Annotated in this window: 16 protein-coding genes; 10 read left to right on the forward strand and 6 right to left on the reverse strand. The window is 46.8% G+C overall.

The features are described from left to right. Nucleotides 1-203 precede the first annotated feature (203 nt). On the forward strand, nucleotides 204-821 hold the full coding sequence (locus tag AB432_RS04290; protein WP_048031185.1) for a TetR/AcrR family transcriptional regulator: 618 nt from the start codon (nucleotides 204-206) through the stop codon (nucleotides 819-821). A gap of 13 nt (nucleotides 822-834) precedes the next feature. Then, complete coding sequence (locus AB432_RS04295; RefSeq protein ID WP_048031186.1) at nucleotides 835-1,368, forward strand: GNAT family N-acetyltransferase; 534 nt, start codon at nucleotides 835-837, stop codon at nucleotides 1,366-1,368. Nucleotides 1,369-1,425: 57 nt separating this feature from the next. On the opposite strand, the gene AB432_RS04300 is transcribed toward AB432_RS04295, so the two are convergent. Together AB432_RS04300 and AB432_RS04305 are read right to left on the reverse strand one after the other, a co-directional pair. Continuing rightward, complete coding sequence (locus tag AB432_RS04300; RefSeq protein WP_235617611.1) at nucleotides 1,426-3,144, reverse strand: DUF4179 domain-containing protein; 1,719 nt, start codon at nucleotides 3,142-3,144, stop codon at nucleotides 1,426-1,428. Nucleotides 3,145-3,176: 32 nt separating this feature from the next. Next, entirely contained in the window at nucleotides 3,177-3,734 is a 558-nt protein-coding gene (locus AB432_RS04305; protein WP_048031188.1) for an RNA polymerase sigma factor, read from the reverse strand. 263 nt (nucleotides 3,735-3,997) lie between these two features. Between AB432_RS04305 and AB432_RS04310 the strand changes: the two genes are divergently transcribed. The 3 genes from AB432_RS04310 to AB432_RS04315 are packed head-to-tail and all read left to right on the forward strand — an operon-like array spanning nucleotide 3,998 to nucleotide 5,558. Then, entirely contained in the window at nucleotides 3,998-4,753 is a 756-nt protein-coding gene (locus AB432_RS04310) for a metallophosphoesterase family protein (RefSeq protein ID WP_048031189.1), read from the forward strand. 57 nt (nucleotides 4,754-4,810) lie between these two features. Beyond that, nucleotides 4,811-4,945 (forward strand): hypothetical protein, encoded by a 135-nt coding sequence (locus AB432_RS31260; protein ID WP_268811846.1) that lies wholly within the window; start codon nucleotides 4,811-4,813, stop codon nucleotides 4,943-4,945. 13 nt (nucleotides 4,946-4,958) lie between these two features. Further along, on the forward strand, nucleotides 4,959-5,558 hold the full coding sequence (locus tag AB432_RS04315) for a pentapeptide repeat-containing protein (RefSeq protein WP_048031190.1): 600 nt from the start codon (nucleotides 4,959-4,961) through the stop codon (nucleotides 5,556-5,558). Nucleotides 5,559-5,596: 38 nt separating this feature from the next. On the opposite strand, the gene AB432_RS04320 is transcribed toward AB432_RS04315, so the two are convergent. Next, on the reverse strand, nucleotides 5,597-7,213 hold the full coding sequence (locus AB432_RS04320) for an MDR family MFS transporter (protein WP_048031191.1): 1,617 nt from the start codon (nucleotides 7,211-7,213) through the stop codon (nucleotides 5,597-5,599). Next, entirely contained in the window at nucleotides 7,201-7,650 is a 450-nt protein-coding gene (locus AB432_RS04325) for a MarR family winged helix-turn-helix transcriptional regulator (RefSeq protein ID WP_235617612.1), read from the reverse strand. Before AB432_RS04325 ends, AB432_RS04320 begins: the two co-directional genes overlap by 13 nt. Nucleotides 7,651-7,924: 274 nt before the next feature. On the opposite strand from AB432_RS04325, the gene AB432_RS04330 reads away from it, so the two are divergent. The 3 genes from AB432_RS04330 to AB432_RS04340 all read left to right on the forward strand — a co-directional run bounded on the left by AB432_RS04330 (nucleotide 7,925) and on the right by AB432_RS04340 (nucleotide 10,932). After that, on the forward strand, nucleotides 7,925-9,646 hold the full coding sequence (locus AB432_RS04330; RefSeq protein ID WP_048031193.1) for an amidohydrolase: 1,722 nt from the start codon (nucleotides 7,925-7,927) through the stop codon (nucleotides 9,644-9,646). 145 nt (nucleotides 9,647-9,791) lie between these two features. Then, nucleotides 9,792-10,472, forward strand: coding sequence for an MBL fold metallo-hydrolase (locus tag AB432_RS04335; RefSeq protein ID WP_048031194.1), 681 nt, complete (start codon nucleotides 9,792-9,794; stop codon nucleotides 10,470-10,472). Between the two features lies 1 nt (nucleotide 10,473). Continuing rightward, on the forward strand, nucleotides 10,474-10,932 hold the full coding sequence (locus AB432_RS04340; protein WP_048031195.1) for a GNAT family N-acetyltransferase: 459 nt from the start codon (nucleotides 10,474-10,476) through the stop codon (nucleotides 10,930-10,932). 7 nt (nucleotides 10,933-10,939) lie between these two features. Here the strand turns inward: AB432_RS04340 and AB432_RS04345 are convergent, their stop codons facing one another. Both AB432_RS04345 and AB432_RS04350 read right to left on the reverse strand, forming a co-directional pair. Next, on the reverse strand, nucleotides 10,940-11,653 hold the full coding sequence (locus tag AB432_RS04345; protein WP_048031196.1) for a response regulator transcription factor: 714 nt from the start codon (nucleotides 11,651-11,653) through the stop codon (nucleotides 10,940-10,942). A gap of 35 nt (nucleotides 11,654-11,688) precedes the next feature. After that, nucleotides 11,689-12,852 (reverse strand): sensor histidine kinase, encoded by a 1,164-nt coding sequence (locus tag AB432_RS04350; protein ID WP_048031197.1) that lies wholly within the window; start codon nucleotides 12,850-12,852, stop codon nucleotides 11,689-11,691. 228 nt (nucleotides 12,853-13,080) lie between these two features. Here AB432_RS04350 and AB432_RS04355 point away from each other — a divergent pair, with 228 nt between their 5' ends. Beyond that, nucleotides 13,081-13,464: a MarR family winged helix-turn-helix transcriptional regulator gene (locus AB432_RS04355; protein WP_048031198.1), complete on the forward strand. Its 384-nt coding sequence runs from the start codon at nucleotides 13,081-13,083 to the stop codon at nucleotides 13,462-13,464. Nucleotides 13,465-13,503: 39 nt separating this feature from the next. Beyond that, nucleotides 13,504-16,635 (forward strand): efflux RND transporter permease subunit, encoded by a 3,132-nt coding sequence (locus tag AB432_RS04360; RefSeq protein WP_048031199.1) that lies wholly within the window; start codon nucleotides 13,504-13,506, stop codon nucleotides 16,633-16,635. Nucleotides 16,636-16,638 lie beyond the last annotated feature (3 nt).

A 16,638-nucleotide genomic window follows, 5' to 3' on the forward strand; every position in this document is an offset into this window, starting at 1 on the left:
TTTTCTTTTCAAGAAGGCCCCATCCTTTCATGACAATCTAACACAGGATATGCCATGATTTTTCCAATGATTGGACATGCGGCTATTCCCGTTGAAAGAAATCATGAGGAGTTGAAAAACGACATCAGTGTCGTTTATAATGGTCTCACCAACAAAAACGACATCTATGTATATTTTGTACAAAGGAGGTTAACCCAAACCCGATGGCCCCAAAAGTAAGCGACGAATACAAAACCAAAAAGAAAACCGAATTGCTGCAAGCGGCGAAACGTGTGTTCATCACAAAAGGCTATACACGGGCTACCATGCAAGACGTCATGGACGAGGCTGGTGTATCGCGGGGAGCCTTGTACGCTTACTTCGACAACCTGGAGCACTTATATTTGGAGCTGCTGCAATTCGAGGATCAACAGGATGTACAGTTTTTCACACCAATTGCTGGCGAAACGTCCTGGAATCAAATCACCAAATGGGTCTACAAACAGCAGGTTGAGATCGAGAACATCGAACAAACACTGTCCCAAGCCAACTCAGAGTTTTTCCTGTCACTGAAAGACCAGCAAAAGCAACAGAGCTATCCATACATCACGACTCGCTATGAAAAAATGGTCGATGTGTTGATAGCTTTCTTCGCGCATGGGACGGCGACAGGTGAGTTCAAGCCACAACTACCACCTGAGGCGATTGCTCGCTATCTCATCTCGGTTATCGATGGACTGATGCTGGATACCGCGCATTTGGGCGCAGAGAAAACGAAGGTGCCCGCGCAGATGGAAGCACTGTTGTTTTCATTGAGAGCGATGCTCGGACCGGTTCAATAAGGAGGGGGGAAGAATGTTGTTTCAATCAGAGAGAATCTATCTGAGAAAAATGACGGGGGAGGATGTGGACGTCTACCACACGTGGAGAAATGACGTGGAAGTCATGTGGACAACGAGTCCGTCTATGGACGTCTTTACCCGGGACGATACGAACGGGTTTGTGAATCAGGTCATCCTGCATGCAAGCTCCTCGAAGAGCTACATGATCGTAGACAGCCAAACCAATCGACCGATCGGGATTACTTCGCTCATTCAAATCGACCTGAAAAACCGCCATGCGGAATGCATCATTGATATTGGAGAGAAGGAATACTGGGGAAAAGGGTATGGAGGAGAAGCGCTGAAGCTGCTGCTGGATTATGCTTTTTTGGAAATGAATCTGCATCGGGTATCGCTGCGCGTCTTTTCCTTTAACGAAAAGGCCATAAAGCTGTATGAAAGGCTCGGATTCAAGCAAGAGGGGATCTCGCGGCAGTTTTTGTTTCGAGAGGGAAAATGGCATGATCTCGTGCACATGGGGATTTTGCAGCAGGAATATATCTCATAAAAAGAAAGGCTGGCGGTACGAAGGGTACCATCAGCCTTTTGCGTATGAGTGAGTCTCTTATTTTTCGGCGTAAATCGGTACTTCCCACTCTACATTTTTGTGTTCAACCATTCGTTTCTCGGAAGTAATAATCAGTTGCTTAGGCAGGGTTGTGAGGTTTTCTAAGAAGATCGTACCTCCAAAAATCGCCCGGCCATTTTCATACTCAGTCTTATCGATTAAGTAGTCGGGGTCTTCGTATTTTTTCCCGGTCTCGTCTGTAATGGTCCAGTATTGATAGGGACCCATAGCGGCAGTATCTGGAGAGAGAGTTGCCTCGAATGTCAGGTCGTAGCCTTCCAATTTCGTGGTAGTCCCATCGTCGTTCACGCGGTGATGGCCGTCATAGCCTTCAAAATCAACGACTGCGTTTGGATCCTTTTGATATTTTTTGAAAGTAAACTGATCTCCCTGGTCATCCGCTGTGATAACTTCTTTCTTTTCGAGGCGATTGACGTCCAACTTCGCGTTCAACTTAGCGGTTTCCTCTGTATAGACAGACCCCAGCTTGAAGGTAAGGCTTTGGCTTGCGTCGATTGGTTGGAAGTAGTGGAAGTCTCTTGTTCCATTTTCAGTAGAGCGGCTGTGATCCCATTTCAAATACGGGATGACATTGTTTTGTTTGTTGGCTTCACGGATGACAGCCTTGGAATCCCAAGCGGCGACGACTGTGCCCTTTTCATTGACTAACACGTAGCTGTATTCTTTTCGCTGGTTATCCGTAGTCGAGCGATCTATGACCATTTCCACCCCACTCGGTGCAAACGTCATCTGTTTTACGTCCAGCTTGAGTCCTTGCGGAGTCGTGTATGTTTTGTTGATTTCATGTGTCTTCGTCGCGGCCTTTGCCTTTTTCATGTCAACAGGTACGGACAACTTCCAGTTACCTTTGATGTCGTCCAATTGTTTAAGGTTGAACTCTACAATCAGCTCGTCCGGAATTTCACTGATATCATCAAAGTAGCCGCGCAGATCACGATCCAAGGACATGTAACCAGTATCTACATTCATAACATTGTGCCAATCTTCATTTGGTTTGCGAGTGTCTTCATTTGCAGACGATTCAACGGGTTTCAGTACGTTCCCTTGTTTGTCTTTGATTGTAATGACTTGCTCCTTGTTATCTCTTCTGATCATTTCGGTCAAAAAACTGTCCATCGGTTTGCCATTCTTGTCTTTTACAATAGCAGCTATGCTAATGCGCAGAGGATCAGCCATTACTTCCTTCACCTCAAAAGTGATACCTTGGTCGGTCGCACTTACATTCACGGTTTGAGCGAAACCTTTTTTGGCTGCTTGCTCAATACCAGGGTCCCCGGACTTTTGAAGAATACTATTGCTCACAGGTGCTACAGGATCAGCCTTACCAATCGGGCTGTTCATAAAAGCAGCCTGGACATAACTAGCAAAGGTCGGGGAGACGAGCATACCTCCCGATACGACGATGGTGAATGCAGCGGCGGCAAGCGTCATTCTTTTCATGATCGTGATACTCCTTTGTTTCCACGCAGGTGGTTGATGTGAAGGGGTTACAGGGTTCAATACTCTCACAGGATGAGGGGAGAGCATCTGAATAATCTTTTGATCCATATTTGCTGAGAGGGAATCTTCCCACATCGTTTCTTCTGTTTGGTGCAGCTCATCGATCCATTGCTCTAGCTGGTGCTGGCAGTGTGTGCAATGATCGAGATGACTTTCGACATTTCGTTTGTTCACTGGTGATAAACGATCTTCCATGTAGGCGATCAGCTGTCTTTGCGTAAGGCAATTCAAAGCGGGGTACCCCCTTTTTTCTCCGGCTTGCTTAGCTGGTCTCGCAGCTTTTTCCTGGCATAGGAAAGGCGCATTCTGACAGTATCTACGGACAAAGATAGTTTGTTGCCGATCTCCCTGTAGCTTAAATGCTGGAGATAATGCAAATCGAGAATCGTCCTGTGGTTCTTGTCCAGTGTCATCATCTGCTGTCGCAAAGCATGACGCTGTTCTTTTTCCAGATAATCTTCCTCCGGGATCGGACATTCGTCTCTGACCTCGACATCCATCTCTGTTACGGAAGGCATCCGCTTTCGTTTCCGCAGCTCGTCAATCCCGCGATTGATCGCGATTCGATACAGCCAGGCAGAGAAGGAGTAGTTGGGTTTATAATCTGACAAACTGTAGTATGCCTTGATAAAAACCTCCTGCACCATGTCTTCGGCATCATGGGAGTGGTGGAGCGTGCGCCCAAGAATCGAAGCGATTTTTCCTTTGTATTTATTGACGATCAGAGCATAAGCCTCTTTATTTCCTTGAAGAACCTCCGCAATGACCTCTCGATCGTCCTGCATGTTTGTTACCTCCTTGCAAAAAGGTGCTGCGCAGCTTTCCTTTTTGGTGTTCACTACTATAGACGAAAACGAGGGTGCCCCCCTCTTAAACTTTTTCATAAAATTTGAAAATGACATAGGAAGAGGATGCCTCTCTTCGTTTGCTAGAAGGGCATCCTCTTGATCTATCACGTATGCCGCCATCACTTAAATGGAGCAGGAAATCTACATAAATTTGCAGTAATACTATAAGCACAGATGCTTCGAATTTCGTAAAGGAGTATATGACCTTGAGCCAAAACAACCATTCCATCGCGGTGATCTCCGACATACACAGCAACGCCTATGCATTGGAAGCAGTGCTGCACGACATTGATTCCCGCGGTATTCAAACCATTGTGAATTTAGGCGACACTTTATTTGGACCGCTTGATCCGATCAAAACGGCAGAGCTCTTAATGGAGCGATCTACGATCATCCACATCATGGGTAATTGTGACAGATATTTACTGGAAGAGCAAATGGAGTCCATTACTTTCAAATACGTAAAACCGTTGCTTACACCAGAAATTCTCAGTTGGATTGGGTCATTCCAAAAGCAATGGACCAAAGATGAGCTTTTGTTTTGCCATGGAACTCCTTTTGCCGATGATGTGTATTTATTGGAGAGTGTGGCTCCATATGGCATTGACGAGAAAAGCCCAAACGCGTTGATGATCGAGCTGACAGGTATCCAGCAAAAAGTCATTTTTTGCGGACATTCGCATGTGCCCAAATCCGTATGGCTCCCAGATGGCAAGCTCGTGGTAAACCCGGGGAGTGTCGGGCTGCCAGCGTATTTTGAGGAAGCGCCGTACCCGCATTCGATGGAATCGAAGACGCCCCATGCCAAGTACGTCACGGTAAAACAACAAGGCAGCGCTTGGCTAGTCGAGCACGTATTGGTCCCGTATGATTTCGAGCAGGCAGCCAGAAAAGCAGAGGAAAACGGGCGCAGAGACTATGCCTATGCGATCCGAACGGGAAGAGCAGAGCTGTAGCATGTCGATCTGTGCATTCATACTCGAAGCACAAAATGAACGGGAGAGCAGCTTTTCGTGCCGATTGCGTGGGCAGCTCATCATTTGACTCATGAAGAGGATAGAATGAAGCTAGTAGAAGGAATAGATTGGATTCAGGAAAAATTGCCGCAAGCTTTCCAACGAAAAGAAGCCATTTTGTTTATCGGATAAGGCGGGGGTTTTCATGAAGGTCGATATAATCAAGCAATTAGATTTGCATCAACAATGGACTGATTCGCTTGGGAAAGAGGGAGTGAGGTTCTTCGTGGATGAAGAAGACTTTCGCTCCATAGACGTAACGGAGTATCGTCTGGTCGAATCACGTTTGATCGCCAGTACTTTTGACGGGATGAATTTGAAGGACAAAGATTTTTATGCGGCACATTTGTATTCCTCTACCTTTCGATCAGCGAATTTGGAAAATGCGATTTTCACCAAAAGCGAGGCAGACTATGCAGATTTTACAGGTGCCAATTTGCAACGGGCGACCTTCGTCAAAAGCTCTTGCTTCGAAACTGTGTTTGCCCGAGCAGACTTAAGGCATGCAAAGCTAGTGAACTCTCTCTTTTCTCAAGCCGACTTTCGTGATGCCAATTTGGAAGGTGCAGATATCAGTGTTTCCTCGTTCCAAGAAGTATTGTTTCAAGGAGCACAACTAAAAGGGGTAACAGGTATAGAAGAAGCTTTTATCAAAAGCATAAATATCGGTACCGTCGAGCAGCCAGACCTTCTTGCAGGAGAGGAAGCGAGAAAGTGGCTCATACAGCAAATCCATACACCATGAAAAAAAGGAAGAGGACAAGTGCCCTCTTCCTTTTCCTATTAAGCCTTTTCTACTTCGCCCTCCTGCTTCTGTCCCATCTTCCCACTACGCAATGGGATTTCCTTCAGGAACAGCGCGATGATGACAGCGATTCCCGCTACAATCGCCCCAGTCAAAAACGTAGTCGTAATCCCATAGCTCATCGCTTCCCGGATCATATCCAGCATGTGAGTAAACAGCGGCTGCAAATCCGGTGGCAGACTAGCCAGCGTGGCTTCAATTTTCGGCTGATCCAACAAATTTTGCGGATTCGTAAAGAGCGCCAGCTTCTCTGCCAGAGCAGGGTCTGCTGCTGCGGGATTGTTCGCTTGACCCATGGCTCCTGACAGTTGCGTCATTTTTGCAGACATGCTGCCACTCATGACGGTTCCCATGACAGCAATTCCAATGGTCCCACCGAGGTTGCGGAAAAGCTGCGACGTTGCTGTAGCGACACCCAATTGCTGTGGTGCAACTGCATTTTGCACGGTCAAAGAGAAGACCGGCATCGCAATTCCGATCCCCAAACCGAGAATGATCATGTAGATCACGAGCAAGTAAATCGGTGTAGCTGGGGACATGAAATACATCAGCACCATGCCCAAAGCCATGACGGAAAGTCCGCCCAACGCCATCTTTTTATATTTTCCCGTCTTGGTCATGATTTGTCCGGCGAGTGCGGAGGTCGCGAGCATGGCAATCGACATCGGCATCGCCACATAACCGGCCATTGTCGGAGAGATGCCTTTGACCCCTTGGACAAAGAACGGCACATAAATGATAGCGCCCATCATCCCCGCGTTGAGGAAGAATCCAACCAGATTGGAGACAGTAAAAATACTGTTTTTGAAAAGACCCAGCGGAAGCACGGGAGTCTTTACTTTCATCTCAATCATAATAAACACGATCAACGCAATGATTGTGACGGCAAACAAACCAATAATTTGCCACGAGCCCCAAGCGTATTTACCCGGGCCATTACCTGCCCATGAGAAGGCGAGCAGCATCGGTACGATGGTGAGCGTCAGGAACAGCGAGCCGAAGTAGTCGACAGACTCTCCTTCTTGCTTCGGTACTTTTGGGAAGTGAATCATGATCAACAGAAAGGCAATCACGCCAATCGGCAAGAAGATCCAGAACACCCAGTGCCAGTCGAGATGGTCAACGATATAGCCGCCCATCAGAGGACCGAGCACACTGGATACGCCGAAGACGGCACTCATGATTCCGCCCCATTTTGCGCGCTCGCGAGGTTCGTACAGATCACCCATGGCGGTAAAAGCAGTGGACATGATGATCCCGGCACCCGCCCCTTGAATGCCACGATACGTAATCAGTTGAAAAATATCGGTAGAAAACCCGGACAACAAGGCTCCGATACTAAACAACGCGATACCCGTTAAAATAAACGGTTTTCTTCCATATATATCGGAGAGCTTCCCAACCAGCACAGAAGCAACGGTTGAGGTCAGCAAATAAATCGTAATCGCCCACGAATAGTAATCCATGCCACCCAGCTTTGAGATAATACGCGGCATGGCAACACCGATAATGGTCTGGTTGATCGCGGCGAAAAACATAGCCGTAATAATCGCGATCATAATCGTCACTTTCTTTTTCTCTGTCAATTGTTGCAATCTTGATGCTCCTCTCTTTGTTGCTCGATATTCTTCAAAACCTGGTGATAGATGCGGACTAAGTGTTGCTTGTCTTCATCAGATACGCCTGCAAAAAACTGTTCAATGGTATTTCTCACGATGATTTTGTATTGCCGCAGGATTTCTCTTCCTTCATCGGTTATGTCCAGTTGCACGACGCGGCGATCCGTACTGTCACGATTTCTCGTGGCGTAGCCGCAAGCAATCAATTTATCAGCAAGACTCGTAACAGCTCCGGGGGTAATGTTCATACGTTCTGCAATAGAAGATGCCTTCTGCGGACCGTTCATATCTAGAATTCGCAAAAGCATGGCTTGTGATCCTGATACGAGTGGGTCCAGACGCTTGTGTGACTCAGCTGAAACTTTTCGTTGGAGCTGTATATACAGTTCTTCAAAATTGACTTGGCTTTGCATGGTACCCTCTCCTGTTTTCATTGCTTAATTATATATAGAGTTAAATGTTTACCCACTAAAACATTTACGAGTATACAATGCCTCATCTATCGAAGTCAAATTAACCTTTTACCAATTTGACCAATTCAGGTGGTCATTATGTGATGAATTTCGTCATAAATCGGGAAAAAATACTAATTTTCGACCGGATTTCATGGAATTTTCAGAGTTGCGATGCTACAATCAGTTTTGGCATTCTTTTCATCTTAGATAAATAGATAGGTGGGATTTTAACGTGTTTGGGAAAAAGTTAACCAGCGCATTGCTCGCCACAGCGCTGATGAGCCCGATGTCTGCTTTTGCCGCGCAGGAGACGAAACAGCCAGCAGATGTCGTGCTAACCAACGGCGCGGTCTACACAGTGGACATGAAGAACAGCTGGGCAGAGGCAGTGGCCATTCGCGGTGATGAAATCGTCTTTGTCGGCGCAGATGAATATGCGAAAGCACATATCGGCAAGGATACGAAAGTTATCGATCTGAAAGGCCAAATGGTATTGCCAGGCTTTATCGATAGCCATACGCATGCGAGCAAAACGACGGGACTCATTTACTCCATTGATTTGTTTGACGGAGGCTCTGTCGAGGAATACGTTGCAACCATTGAGAAATTCGTAAAAGAACATCCAAACGAACCAACATTGCAAGGACGTGGCTGGAGCAATCCGGTTGTGCCTGGTATCGGTCCGCGCAAGGAAGTATTGGATAAAATCGTTCCAACGACTCCAATCGCGTTGACCTCGGATGATGGACATTCATTGTGGGTGAACTCGGCAGCATTGAAGCTGGCCGGGATCAAGAAGGATACACCAAATCCTGAGGGCGGCATTATCGAGCGCGATCCGAAAACAGGAGAACCATCTGGAACGTTGCGTGAAAGTGCAATGGATCTGGTACTGTCAAAAATCGGCGGATACACCGTACAACAATACAAGTCCGGAATTGAAGCATACCAAGAAAAAGCGGTTGAACGCGGCGTAACGACCGTGCGCGACCCGGATATGCTACGCTATCCAAACGTATTGGAAGCATACGAGGAGCTCGCGAAAGAGGACAAGCTGACCATCCGCTTCCGCAATGCATTGACAGCGAATCCGGAAAAAGGACCTGAGCAGGTCTCAGAATTCGTAAAAATCCGTGAGCGCAATCAAAACCCGCTATTCCAAGTCAACGCCGTTAAAATCTTCTTGGATGGTGTCGTAGAAGGCGCTACAGCTTACTTGGAAAAGCCGTATGTCCATAAAGAAACAAACGGAGAATTAATCTGGAAGCAAGAGGTTTACAATCAAACAGCTGCCGCAGTGGACAAGGCAGGCTTCCAATTGCACGTCCATTCCATTGGGGATGCTTCTACCCGTATTGCACTGGACGGTATGGAGCTCGCGGAAAAACAAAATGGCAAGCACGATGCTCGCCACTCGCTCGTTCACTTGCAACTGGTCAATGAAACAGACATCGAGCGCTTTAAAAAGCTGGGTGCAGTCGGAATCGTGCAGCCGTTCTGGTTTATGCAGGAAGAGGGCTACTACGAAGAGATCGAAGTACCGTACTTGGGTAAAGAACGTGCAGAAAAAGAATACCCGATGAAGAGCTTTTTGAATAAAGGGGTGCATGTAGCTTCTTCGTCTGACTACATCGTAACGCCAGAATTCAATCCCTTGCACGGCATTCAACAAGGCATTACGCGAATCGAGGATGGTGTAACTGATCCGAGCAAAATTGCCAACCCAGACGAGCGTGCGACGCTTGCGGAAATGATCGCCAGCTTCACGATTGATGGTGCTTACGCCAACCACGTGGATGATATCACAGGCTCGATCGAAGTCGGCAAGAAGGCAGATCTTATCGTGCTCGATAAAAACTTGTTTAAAATTCCAGCCACGCAAATCAAGGATGCGAAAGTCGTGCTGACCTTGGTTGAAGGGAAGGAAGTCTATCGTCAAAAGGAAGCAAAGTAAGTGGGGAAAAATGGTCGTCCGTTGCGATGACCATTTTTTTGTGCAAACACATCTGCTGACAAATTAGGTCGGGAAAGGATTCTTGTTTGTCTATGAGGAATAATTCATACGATTCAGATTCGAGCAAATGCTGGAGGTGTTCGATTTGACCCAAACAGAAGGAATCAAAATGATCAAACTGGAGATGAACGCAGGAGGCAATCCATTCGTCGTTCACACCGCGGTTCTATGGGATGAGAATGAAGCCATTCTTGTAGATACAGGCATCCCTGGACAATTGGAGTTGATTCAGAACGTACTGGCGCAAGAAGGGATTTCTTTTGAAAAATTGACGAAAATCATCATTACTCATCAAGACCGGGATCATATCGGCAGCTTGCCTGAAATGGTAGCAGCAGCGGAAGGACGCATACAGGTGGTTGCTCACGAAGTAGCGATTCCGTATCTGGCTGGAGAAACACCTTTGATCAAAAGCGGGCTACTGGCTCCTCCGGTAAAAGTGGATCATGCCGTACAGGATGGCGTCGTTCTCCCGTACTGTGGAGGTATTCAGGTGATTTATACGCCCGGTCATTCGCCAGATCACATCTCTTTGTATCATATTCCGAGCAAGACGTTGATTTCAGGAGATGCCCTCACAGCACTAGAGGGGGTACTGATGCCTTTCAATCCCGAATTCACGCCTGATCAAACGACTGCCCTGCAATCGATCCGCAAGCTGCTTGCGTTCGACATAGAGACAGTGATTGCCTATCATGGTGGTGTTTGTACAGGGGATATCAAACAGCGCCTTACGGATATCGTGGCAAAGGAAGGGAACGATTAATATGAATATCCGCAGAGCAAAAGGACAAGAAGCAAGCGAACTGAGCGAGCTAGCCTATCGCTCCAAAGCGTATTGGGGATACAGTGATGAATTCATGGAGGCCTGTCGCGACGACCTGACGCTATCACCTGCTCATATCGAGGAACACGAGGTATATGTGTTAGAGGATGAGGGCAGTATCAAGGGCTTCATGAGTCTGGAAAAGGATGCAGAGCAAGAGCAGTGGCTATTAGGCTTTTTGTTCATGGAACCGGAAGCAGTCGGAAAAGGATACGGAAAGGCTCTGTGGCAGCATATGGTGGAGGTGGCACAAAAGCTGGAAATCCCCGTCATCACCATCCATAGTGACCCGTACGCAGAACCGTTTTACTTGTCGAGGGGAGCAAAGCGAGTAGGAGAAATCGTGTCTACCGTGTTCCCAGGAAGAGTATTGCCGTTGTTGGAGGTGGAAATCGGATAGCCCTTCCTTATTTCACGATTTTATACCGGATCGCCTTGGCAACGGCCTGTGTACGATCTTCTACGCCCATTTTCTGCAAAATCCGATGGATATGCGTCTTGACGGTTCCCTCGGAGATGAGCAAGTGCTGTGCAATTTGCTCGTTCCGTTTGCCGTAGGATAGCTGCTCTAGTACGTCCTGCTCTCGATCGGTCAACTGATCTAACATGACAAGAGGGGGAAGCACAGAGTCAGTATCAGAGTCAGAATGAGAGGCAGACTTGTGATTCTTTTGTTGAAACTGTAGAGCCTCTGCTAGAGCCTTGGCAGCAGTAGCCGTGTAGAACAGTGCCTCTCCCTGATGGGCCCTGCGAATGAGGTCCAGCATATCCTGTGAATCGGAATCCTTTAGCATATAGCCGATAGCACCCGCGCGAATACCGTCTACGATGTAATCGTACGTGTCAAAGGTTGTGAGGATTAATACTTTTATCAAAGGATGGAGTCGAGTGATTTCTCGGGTTGCTTCGATTCCGGACATGTTCGGCATCTGTACATCCATTAAGACTACATCAGGAATGACTTCTCCTACGAGCTTCACCGCTTCTTCTCCATTGGAAGCCTCCCCGCTTACTTCCATATCCTTCTGCATTTTTATGACATACCCCAATCCTTGACGGATCATCGTTTGGTCATCGACCAGGACCACGCGAATGGTCTCTTTTTTATTTTGATTTACCATGCAGGCATTCCTCCGTTTACATCGCTATTTGCTCATCAAAGCGGAAAACTGATATCAATTTGAAAGCCGTGGGGCGCTCGAATGGAATAGGAAAGTTCTCCGTTTAATTGCTTCGTTTGTTCTGCGATACCTGTTAAACCAAAACCCGGTTTGATTTGATGATGATTCGTAATATTCCCATTGTCCCAAATGGAGAGGAAAACAAAGTTTTGCTTTTTTTCAATCGTGATAAAAATCTCTGTTGCATCAGAATGGCGGATGGAATTAGTAATCGCTTCTTGGAGAATCCGGTAAAGCGTAATGGTCATCTGCTGCGAGAGGGGAATATCTGGATTGGGACTGATCAACTGCATTTTGATGTCGGTATGCTGTTGGGCTCGTGATAAGAGTATACGCAGCGGTGTGATTCCCAGAGAGGATTTGTCTGCGGCTAATGTATGAACAGACGAGCGTATATCATCGAGGCTTTGCTTGGATACCGTAAGCATGTCACGGACAACCTCCTGTGCGTCACTTGGTCCACCTTGCAGCATGTATTTCAAAGCATTCAATTGAACGATCAGGGATGTGAGACTGTGTCCCAAAGCGTCGTGAACATCGCGGGCGATTCTGGTCCTCTCCTCGAGGACAGCGGCACGAAGTGTATTCACAGATGCCTCTTGAAGTTCAGAATGAGCTTCCTGGAGTTCAACATGCGCCTTTTGCAATTGTTTAAGATGCTGCTGACTCGATTCCTTTGCTTGATTTTGAAGAGATAATCCTCGTGCGCCAATATACCATCCGATATAGGCCACGACATAGCCTATTACCTCCTCAAACATATAGTCTTTATAAAAAAACATGTAAGAAAAGGAGCATGTGCCAAAAAAAATCGCATAGTACAATGCTCGACGTTCAAGAATGTGAAAGCCAATAAAAGCTACCAATGGCAGGGATAAACCGATCTCTTCCCCTACATATAGAACCTTGATAAATGACACGGTACCAATCACGATGATGGCGATGTCTTTTTGATAAGGTTTCCAGTTTCTTTTTGGTCTGAGAAACATCAGCAGGAAGCAGAAGATGATGATCAGAGAGATGATAAAGGGAATGGTGGATTCATGCATGTAAGCAGTTGGAATGAGAAAAAATGAGATCAATACAAAAAAACAAATGAGCAGGAAACGAGAGCGTAAAGATGCAGTTGAAGCGTTCAAGAAAACAACCTCCTTTCTTGGAATACGTACCCATTATAGTTTCATTTTAGCATGCGCTGTCGTCTATCTCCGGGTGTACGGTCTTCTATCTCTGGATAGATAAAATCGAATTCCATAATTTGACTACCCGATAGACTTCGGGGGCCAATCGCATAAGTAAAATGTGATTTGTGGAGGGGAACACCCCGAACGAGAGAGGGTCCCCAAAAAATGGGTAGGGAGGCTTTTATGAACGAACTGTTTCAGTTAGCGAAGATTCTACAGGAAACGAGTAGCGTGTTTTCCGCGCTTTCCATGCAAGCATTGGATTCAAGTGATATCACCTGGCAACAAGTTCTCATTCTAGAACAAATCGCGATCAGCCCGAAAACAATGGGTGAGATCAGCAAAGCTATCAATCTTTCCTATAGTACAACCTCGGGATTAATTAGTCGGCTGGAACAGATGAACTTGGTACGCAGATTTCGTGATAAATCGGATCGGCGAATTGTGTGGGCAGCATTGACGGAGCGTGTACTTGCGAATAGGAACCTGCAAGAGGGGATCAGTTGCACGCCAGCAACTCTCCATTCTTTGCGCGAGCTTATTTTAGAAAAGGAAAAACTGAGTTGATACGTTGGAACTTTCTATCCACGAAGGGGTGACGAAATTTTGAATATATCTGAACTTTCCATTAAACGTCCGGTCACCATGATTATGATATCCGTGGCCATCTTCATTTTTGGTTTGGTTACCTTTCCGCGCTTGGCTATTGAACTGATGCCGTCATTGAGTTCTCCGGTTGCGGTAGTTGTGACATCTGTTGAGGGGGCGGCCCCGGCTGAGGTAGAAAAGCTGGTTACCAAACCGATGGAAAATGTATTAGGCACGGTTCCGAATTTAGACAAGATCACATCCACTTCTGTTAACGGCTCCTCCTCGGTCATCCTCCATTTCAAGTGGGGAACAAACATGGATCAAGCGACGCTGAATATGCGAGATAAAGTAGATTTGGTCCGAGGGAGCTTGCCTGAATCGGCTGGTTCACCAAGGGTGTTGAAATATGATCCGTCAAGCCAGCCGATTATTGACCTGGCTGTAACTGGCGATCAAGATGTCAACAAACTGAAAAAAATCGCGGATGATTTGATTAAATCCCGCTTGGAACGAATTAACGGTGTTGCTTCTGTAAGTGTCACTGGTGGGCAAGAGCGTATCGTGGACATCATTGTGGACCCAGCCAAACTAGCAGCTTATGGATTGACATTGGATCAAATCAAGTCAGCTCTAGAAAACAACAATATATCCGGATCAGCCGGTGCGATACGGGAAGGTGACGGAAAGACCAGTATTCGTGTGCAAGGTGAGTTCACGAGTGTGGATACCGTTGCTCTCACCCCGATCTCTGTCGGAGAGAGCTTCATCCGAATGAGTGATATTGCCAACGTAACAGATACGATCAAAGAAGTGACCAATCTGAGCTACATTGATGGAAAGCCGAGCTTGGGAATTGCCGTGATGAAAGGCACCGGCGGCAATACGATTAAAATCGCGAAAGACGTAAAGGCTGAGCTGGAGAAAATTAATAGCACGCTTCCACCCAATGTAGAAACACGTATCGTTTTCGATACCTCCACATACATTCAGAGCTCCGTTGACAACACGGTAGTACATGCTTTGGCAGGTGGTGCCATTGGCGTACTCATGCTGTTCTTCTTCTTGGGCAGTCTGTCATCTATGCTCATTGCTGTCATTGTCCTGCCTGTATCGATCATATCGACCTTCCTCTTGATGTACATGACAGGTCAAACTATCAACCTGATTTCCCTAGCAGGTCTCACGCTCGGATTGGGATCATTAGTAGACTTTGCTGTCGTTATGCTGGAAAACATTTTCCGTCAACGGGAGCAGGGCAAGAGTATGATGGAAGCGGCATTGATCGGTTCCAAAGAAGTAGGAACGGCAGTAATGGCTTCCGCATTGGCGCAAATCTGCGTATTTTTGCCGATTGCGCTGACAGAAGGTCTTGTTGCTGAACTGTTTGCCCCGTTGGCATTGACAGTCGTATACTCGCACATCGCAGCACTCGTTTTCACCTTTTTGTTGGTTCCGATGATGAGTGCGCGCATGTTAAAAACAATACCGGAGCATACGAATCATGAAAACTATCGTGGCATCAATCCACTGATCTGGTTTAATATCGGGTTCCACAAAGTGGAAAAAGGCTATCAAAGGGTGCTCAAATGGGCATTGGGTCATCGGAAAACGGTGATTGGATCTGCTTTTGCCATGCTGATTGGCTCATTATTGCTAGTTCCATCTCTTGGCGCAGGATTTTTCCCGGATATGGACCAAGGATTAATCCAGGTAGAGATCAAGCTGCCAAAGGGTACTATCTTGACGGAAACTGAAAAAGTAATGAAGCAAGTAGAAGAAGTGGTCAATCAAGTGCCAGAAAAGAAATTGGTCAAGTCCTCGGTCGGGGGTGGCGACGGTATTTCAGAGAGCGGTGCATCTACTTCTCATAACGCAACGATCGAACTGCACGTAGGAGAGATTTCTACGAGACAGCGATCGACAGAGGAAATTGCAGTAGGCCTGCAAGAGCAAGTCAAGCATATTGCAGGAGCCGATATCAAGGTGAAATCCCTTTCCGGTGGTATGGGGGGCGGAGCAGCCATCTCGATTGAAATTCGCGGAGATGATCTGGACGTCTTAACGGAACTGAGCGAGATTGTGAAAGGGGAAATAGCCAAGGTACCAGGAACGATGAACGTATCTACCAGTGTTCAGGAAATGAGTCAGGAGTTCGATGTGAAGGTCAATACAGAGAAGGCGAGCTTGTACGGATTGACAACAAATGAAATCCTTTCTGCTGTGCGAACTTCTTTCCAAGGTCAAACGGTTACCCAGTATCGTACGGGCGAAGATGAAATTGATATCAATCTCAAGCTGCCAGAAGACTATAAGGAAGATATCAATTACTTGAAGAACCTGCGTATTTCCACGCCGACGGGCGCCCAAATCAGCCTCACGTCCGTGGCGACCATCAGCAAAGTCGATGTACCGCCATCGATTGAGCGCAAAAACATGACGCGTGAAGTGACGGTCACAAGCGATTTGATCGGGGATAACCTGCAAGCGGCCGCGTCGGAAATTACGAATATCATCAAAAAGCTGAATGTTCCGGATGGATACACCATCGAAATGGGCGGGCAGAGCGAGGATATGGGAAATTCTTTTGTGAATCTGGGTCTTGCGATTGTCTTGTCCGTCGTGCTTGTGTACATGGTCATGGCTGCTCAGTTTGAATCACTTTTCAGTCCATTTATCATCATGTTCTCGGTTCCTCCGAGCCTTACTGGGGTCATATTAGGGCTTTTGTTTACAGGCACACCTATTACCGTATCTGTTTTGATCGGGTACATTTTGCTGATCGGTCTGGTCGTGAACAATGCAATTGTGTTAATCGACTTGATCAATCAGTTGCGTGCAAAAGGTTGGGAGTTACATGAAGCGATTTTACATGCAGGACCTGCCCGTCTGCGTCCGATTATGATGACAACCCTCACGACGATTATGGCTATTGCACCACTCTCCGTTGCTGCCGGGTCTGGTTTAGAGCTGCAAGCGCCAATGGCTACGACCGTCATGTATGGTTTGATTTTCTCCACCATGATCACACTCATACTCGTACCTGTGGTTACAGCATGGTTTGATGAGATGGGACAAAAGAGACGAAACAAGCGCAAGCAAAAGCAGGAAAAGAAAATCCTTACCACGTTGGAATCGACAAATGCATGAGAA

This window comes from Brevibacillus brevis, from assembly GCF_001039275.2.
Taxonomy (GTDB): Bacteria; Bacillota; Bacilli; order Brevibacillales; family Brevibacillaceae; genus Brevibacillus; species Brevibacillus brevis_C.

Excerpts from the sequence above, each read along its gene's own strand:
- AB432_RS04290 (WP_048031185.1), top strand. The coding sequence starts at position 204 with ATGGCCCCAAAAGTAAGCGACGAATACAAAACCAAAAAGAAAACCGAA.
- AB432_RS04295 (WP_048031186.1), top strand. The coding sequence starts at position 835 with ATGTTGTTTCAATCAGAGAGAATCTATCTGAGAAAAATGACGGGGGAG.
- AB432_RS04300 (WP_235617611.1), bottom strand. The coding sequence starts at position 3,144 with ATGGAAGATCGTTTATCACCAGTGAACAAACGAAATGTCGAAAGTCAT.
- AB432_RS04305 (WP_048031188.1), bottom strand. The coding sequence starts at position 3,734 with ATGCAGGACGATCGAGAGGTCATTGCGGAGGTTCTTCAAGGAAATAAA.
- AB432_RS04310 (WP_048031189.1), top strand. The coding sequence starts at position 3,998 with ATGACCTTGAGCCAAAACAACCATTCCATCGCGGTGATCTCCGACATA.
- AB432_RS04315 (WP_048031190.1), top strand. The coding sequence starts at position 4,959 with ATGAAGGTCGATATAATCAAGCAATTAGATTTGCATCAACAATGGACT.
- AB432_RS04325 (WP_235617612.1), bottom strand. The coding sequence starts at position 7,650 with ATGCAAAGCCAAGTCAATTTTGAAGAACTGTATATACAGCTCCAACGA.
- AB432_RS04340 (WP_048031195.1), top strand. The coding sequence starts at position 10,474 with ATGAATATCCGCAGAGCAAAAGGACAAGAAGCAAGCGAACTGAGCGAG.
- AB432_RS04345 (WP_048031196.1), bottom strand. The coding sequence starts at position 11,653 with ATGGTAAATCAAAATAAAAAAGAGACCATTCGCGTGGTCCTGGTCGAT.
- AB432_RS04355 (WP_048031198.1), top strand. The coding sequence starts at position 13,081 with ATGAACGAACTGTTTCAGTTAGCGAAGATTCTACAGGAAACGAGTAGC.